3 protein-coding genes and 2 pseudogenes are annotated in these 5327 nt (G+C 58.1%); 2 read left to right on the forward strand and 3 right to left on the reverse strand.

The window, feature by feature from the left end; all coding sequences use genetic code 11:
• Positions 1–479: 479 nt before the first annotated feature.
• Together ACFFNA_RS33630 and ACFFNA_RS33635 are read left to right on the forward strand one after the other, a co-directional pair.
• A complete protein-coding gene (locus tag ACFFNA_RS33630; protein WP_095082018.1) occupies positions 480–1310 on the forward strand; it encodes an Effector protein NopP in 831 nt (276 codons plus the stop codon).
• 587 nt (positions 1311–1897) lie between these two features.
• Positions 1898–2910, forward strand: a pseudogene (locus ACFFNA_RS33635) (IS110 family RNA-guided transposase).
• A 360-nt stretch (positions 2911–3270) separates the two neighbouring features.
• Here ACFFNA_RS33635 and ACFFNA_RS33640 read toward each other — a convergent pair.
• The 3 genes and pseudogenes from ACFFNA_RS33640 to ACFFNA_RS33650 form a co-directional block, all read right to left on the reverse strand.
• The gene (locus tag ACFFNA_RS33640; RefSeq protein ID WP_167391998.1) at positions 3271–3501 is read right to left on the reverse strand and encodes a hypothetical protein; all 231 of its coding nucleotides are present in this window, start codon (positions 3499–3501) and stop codon (positions 3271–3273) included.
• 201 nt (positions 3502–3702) lie between these two features.
• A pseudogene (locus tag ACFFNA_RS33645) lies at positions 3703–3840 on the reverse strand (IS21 family transposase); the annotation flags it as partial.
• 648 nt (positions 3841–4488) lie between these two features.
• The gene (locus ACFFNA_RS33650) at positions 4489–4707 is read right to left on the reverse strand and encodes a hypothetical protein (RefSeq protein ID WP_378924164.1); all 219 of its coding nucleotides are present in this window, start codon (positions 4705–4707) and stop codon (positions 4489–4491) included.
• Positions 4708–5327: the final 620 nt, after the last annotated feature.

Below are 5327 nucleotides of genomic sequence, written 5' to 3' on the forward strand. Positions count from 1 at the left end.
ATATCCCAGAACCCGGCCTGTCCCCGCATCCAATCCCTCCTTCCAAATCGCAACGGCAGTGAATCACAAACCGGTCAAAATGGGGAGGTTTTTCGAGACCTCCACCTGCCAGAAGGTGTTGCGCGGGGCGTCATCGAGCAGGCAAGGACGAACTCCCAGCTTCAACGGCTCGACCGCAACGTGGTTTGCCCACGTTCTCGCTCTCTCTCTCTCTCTCTCTCTCTCTCTCTCTCATGCCGACGACGAGGCTGGACTGCTCCCCTTTGGATTAACAGCAAGCAAGATCCGAAAGTGCGGATGGCCTGACCTGCGGTAGGCCGCAGCCTTTTCAGTATCGCTAACAATTAAAACAGTTCGGAGTTTCGTTTCTGCATCCGGGAGAACTCATTCGTCAGCTAGTCGTCAACTAAACGGTCTATCTAGACCTGCGCGGTTAACCGGCCTGAACTCAATTTCGAAGGATAGGAGTGCGAATCGTCATGTATGGTCGAATTGGTGGCTCGTCCGACGTCCGCTACACGCGTAATGCCAGCGGGCAAGCAGATGCAGAAAATCAAGAGCTCGGGGACATGTTTGCCCGGATGCACTTAGCCGGATCCGATTCCAGCGGCGACTCATCGTCGGCGGCTACGCAACCGTACTCCCTCCATCCCAGACCTCCGGTGGTGGAGATCGACAGGTCTTCTTTCACGAGGGAGGTGAGGCAATTTCATGGCGATGAGATCATGCACATCGCCGACAATCCACAAGAGTATTCGGAATTCGTATCCTCCCGAGCCAGACGCGCTGCGGACGTTGCTAGGCAATACGGCATTCGCCGAGACACGGAGCACGCGCGATATTTCAGCTACCAATTGGGAAACCAGAGTGCCGGACTGCTGAGAACGGAAGGCGGATTCAGAATGACTGATTTCGAATCCGACAGTTGGCGGCAACAATTTCCTGGCCGAACCGAGGTCACCTCCATAGTGGATCTACAGGTCGCTCATCCGCTGGCCGAGAATGCAGGCGATATTCTGCTGGAGCATCAACTTCGGATGGACGGCGAACGACCGTTGCTGAATTGGCGTGCGGCTAATCCAGAAGCACAAGCCCGCGCAGCGACGATGGGGTTTGTTGAAGTAGATGATTGCGACATGGTCCTTGACCCTACCCAGCATCCCGAAAAGTGGACGATGAACAGTGCCGGTGAATGGCAGCGTGCAGACAAACCGCCGCTCTATCTCTGCAAAACTGAGGACAGCGAAAGCAGTGATACCGAGAGCGCATCAGGTTCACCCAGATGCTCGTACGAGGATGACTTTATGTGACCGGACTCTTGTTGGATTTAGTCGCGATGGCGGGCGCCGCATCTGACTATATATGCTGTCCCATGTCATGCGCATAAGCGAAGCCGCTCGTCGGCAATGGCAGTGCGCGCAGCGAGCGGTATCCATTTGGCGTGGGTTCGCTAGCGGAGCCATTACCGCCTGCGCACCACAGGTTTTCTTTATGAACTTCGTAGATCCGAACGGTTTGTGATGACGGCATCAGCGAACGACTTGGCGCCGTCTTCTCCGACGCCATAGTCCCAGATCGAGTCAATCGAAACGCGCCAAGCTGAAACGACGTCGAGCCGCTCGGCTACCTGGCCGACGTGTTCGCCAGGATCATCACCGGCTACCCCAACAGCCCGATCGGCGACCCTCTGTCTAGGCGCATATATCGCCATGCAAGCAGTCCAGCAGCTGAAAACGACGTCTGCCGCGGCCCACGCCGGCTTCCGATTACATAGGGTAATCGCGGGGTTGGGAACACTGGCGCGGTTGCGATGCGTTGGAAGGATGGTTGCCCCCTATAGGATGAAATACGGGCTCACGACCACACAGCCGAGCCCAGCATCAAACGGGAGACAACCATGAAGCAGTTTATCGGCCTCGACGTGTCATTGAAAGATACATTCGTCTCGTGCGCGAAGGAGGCAAGCGGATCTGGCGCGGAAAATGCCCGTCCGATCCGAAACTGATAGCACAGGTCATCCGCAAGCGTGCTCCGAACGCCGAACGTGTCGTGTTCGAATCGGGACCCCTGGCGGTTTGGTTCTATCATGCGCTGACGCTGGAAGGCTTGCCGGCGATCTGCATTGATGCCCGCCATGCCAAGGCGGCGCTGGATATGGCGCCGAACAAGACCGATGCAAATGACGCGGACGGGCTCGCGCATCTTGCCGAGGTCGGCTTTTACCGCGAGGTGCGAGTGAAGAGCTTTGACAGCATGCTGGTTCGCACGCTCGTCGCAGCGCGCAATCAGCTGCTCAAGATGACAACCCAGCTGTCCAACCAGATCCGCGGTCTGATGAAGACGTTCGGCCTGGTCGTCCCAAGGGTGCGGGACGCGTGTTCGAGGACCATGTGCGCAGCCTGCTAGCGAACAATGCTGGGCTACAAGCAGATTATCATGCCGTTGCTCGATGCCTGGAGTGCGCGCCCGCGCTGCCGAATTGAGCAAGCAGCTTGTCGCTTCGGCCCGCTCGAGTGAGCAATGCCAGCTGCTTGCGTCGATCCCGGGCGTCGGCTCGGTGACGGCTTCCTCCTTCGTTGCGGCGATCGAGGATCCGGAAAACTTCAGAAAGTCGCGCTCGGTCGGCGCCTGGATCGGCCTAACCACCAGACGTTACCAATCGGGCGAAGTCGATTACGACGGTCATATATCCCGGCGGGGCGACAACCATCTACGCGGACTGTTGTATGAAGCGGCGACCGTGATCCTCACGCGCACCAAGGCCGATAGCGCGCTGCGTATATGGGCTTCAAGGAGAAAATCGGGTTCAAGCGAGCCGCCGTCGCGGTCGCGCGCAAGCTTGCCGTGATCATGCATGCCATGCTCCGAACGGGCGAACTCTTCGAGCGCTGCATCGCTGCTGAAGCCTGACATGCGCAACAAGACGCCAGAGGCAGCGCTCTTCTGAACTGACTTTTCTATCGTTTGCGCCTACGCTGTGGACGCGCCGATCCGTCCCTGTCGGGACGCGGACAGGATCATTCCGCGATGTGGGCTGCACTTGCCACTATTCTGGTAGCAAAGTGCGTCAATTACATTGGAAGATCCGTCCCACGAAGACCTATCCTGCGGCGGGCTGTCTCGACCGCGTAAACGACCCTGTACCCGGCAAACGGCATCACCCGCACCGCAGAAGTTGAAGGCGCTTTAAAACCAGCCAAGCTTACGACGGAACAACCAAACAACCGTAGGTCGGAGAAGGATCGAATTTAGCCTTGACGGAGCTGCGATTTAAACGACCCACATCGGCGGGCCGATTGCCCCGTATGGCTGGAGAACCTGCGCCAGTCCATCGCGCTCGTTGGCACGCCCGAGCGCTGCGTGCATGTGGCTGACCAGGAGAGCGACCTCTACGAGCTCTATTGCACCGCGCAGGCCCTTGATACCAGCTTCCTCGTGCGGGTGCAGACGAACAGGCTGGCCGAGCGGCCTGCCGGTTCTGCCCCACACGATCCAGCTCATCGCGTTCCTGCCCAACTTGCGGCGGCGCCTTGGTCGGGACATCGCATTACGGTCGATCAGGACGAGACGACCTGGCTGCAAGTGAAGTTCGCCGCTATCAATACCTTGGCGCCGGGGGGCAAGCACAAGTGCCACAGTCCGCAAGTTCTGACTTACATCCACGCCCTCGAAGAGAATCCGCCGCCCCGGTCACGAGCCGCCGCCGGCAATAGCAGCGCTTGACGTAGCCGAAGCCCGTGGCGTAAATCCCCAGTAGCGAGCAACGGCGTGCAGCCACACGTTGAACCGCACCTCCCGTGTCGCCGCACCGTGATGTTCGACCAGCGCCTTCGGGTTGTCGAACTTTTGTGTCCCGCGCGGTTATGTGCCCTGCCGCCAGCTTTTGAACAGTATTGTAGACCTGCACGACACATAGCGTGAAGGAGGCCCAGAGCCGATCAAGATCGGAAACTTGGTCGTCGGTCCGACATTCGAACGCGTGCGATTGTGGCGCAGCAGAAGACCTGACGACCGTTCAATTCGAATTGATGGCTGATGTGGGAGCTGGAAGGCCGAGCCAATGCGCAAGCAGCAGTGCCGACGGTGGCAACAGATAAAAATCGGAGCAAAATTTTGCACGCCATCACATACTCGTGCATTGAGCTGTTCGGCGCCAGCGTCAGCAAATACAAAAAAAATCGATCCTGCATTGTTCTTGCACCGGTAAGAGCCGAGAGGATGTCACGTTAGCTGACGCTCCGCTGACGCCTTCGAGTGCGGACGCAATGGCCGTTCGCACATCTTGTGAATAATCCTTCCCATGCACCTGAAACCGCCTGACCCTTTTTCCTTTCAGCGCTGCTTCTAACGGCAGGCCTGCGCTGTCAGTCTTTGAACTGCGGGCCTCGTCAGCTTCTCGTCAGCGGATGCGGGCAGGATAGTTCCTCGCTAGATGGATCTCTCAAACCACGGAGGTGAATTATGGATCCGAAGAACTTCAATCCCTTCTCACCAGATTGGCAAAACTCGTACTACGCGATGCTGGCCCAGCAGCAGGCAGGACAGGGGGGGCAGCCGGAGGAGGCCGCGCAGCGCGACTTTGAGGAGCACCTGGAAGAGGCGGGCCAGCAGGACGCTCCCGATCATGGGAGGCGGTACGGCATCGCCCCTGATGACGCGGCCCTCATCCGGAATGCGAGTAATGCGGCTTGCCAGAAGATTGCGCATCGCTCCGCAGTCGTGAACAGTTCGGGTCTCCGCAAGTTATCTGAAGCACTACAGCAGCGTTACAATTTGTCTCTCAATGGACTTAGTGACGAGTCGCTGAAGGATTATGCTAAGCAACTGTTTCCGGGTGAAGCCCGGGTCATTACGGGGTTGGGCATGCTTAGGGCGTACCGCGAGGGTACCTATGGAGAGGGTACCTCTGGGGCGGGTACCTCTGGAGCGGGTACCTCGCGTCAGGGACAGGGAAGGCGGTATACTGTCGTTCCTGAAGATGCGGCGTTAATCCATAATGCGGGTAGTGCGGCTCGCGGGAGGCTTGAGGCGCGGTCTATAACTAACAGTAGCACGAGTCTCCGCAGATTGTCTGGAAGGCTCCAGCAGCATTACAATTTGTCTCTTAATGGACTTAGTGACGAATCGCTGAAGGCTTATGCTAGGGAGCTGTGTGCGGACGACCCCAGGGTCCAGAGTGGGGTGGCCATGCTGAGGAAGTATCGGGAAACCCTTGGAGAGGGTACCTCGCATGCTGCGGAGGGCAGCTCTCGCCAGCCAGTGCAACAGCCATCACCAGAGCATGAGTCATCCCCGTCGCGAGTGTCAAGTTACAATCAAGACCAGCT

The sequence above is a fragment of the Mesorhizobium kowhaii genome, assembly GCF_042431665.1.
Taxonomy (GTDB): Bacteria; Pseudomonadota; Alphaproteobacteria; order Rhizobiales; family Rhizobiaceae; genus Mesorhizobium; species Mesorhizobium kowhaii.

Coding starts and splice junctions, on each gene's coding strand:
- ACFFNA_RS33630 (WP_095082018.1), top strand. CDS start 480: ATGTATGGTCGAATTGGTGGCTCGTCCGACGTCCGCTACACGCGTAAT.
- ACFFNA_RS33640 (WP_167391998.1), bottom strand. CDS start 3,501: ATGAGCTGGATCGTGTGGGGCAGAACCGGCAGGCCGCTCGGCCAGCCT.
- ACFFNA_RS33650 (WP_378924164.1), bottom strand. CDS start 4,707: ATGCGCAATCTTCTGGCAAGCCGCATTACTCGCATTCCGGATGAGGGC.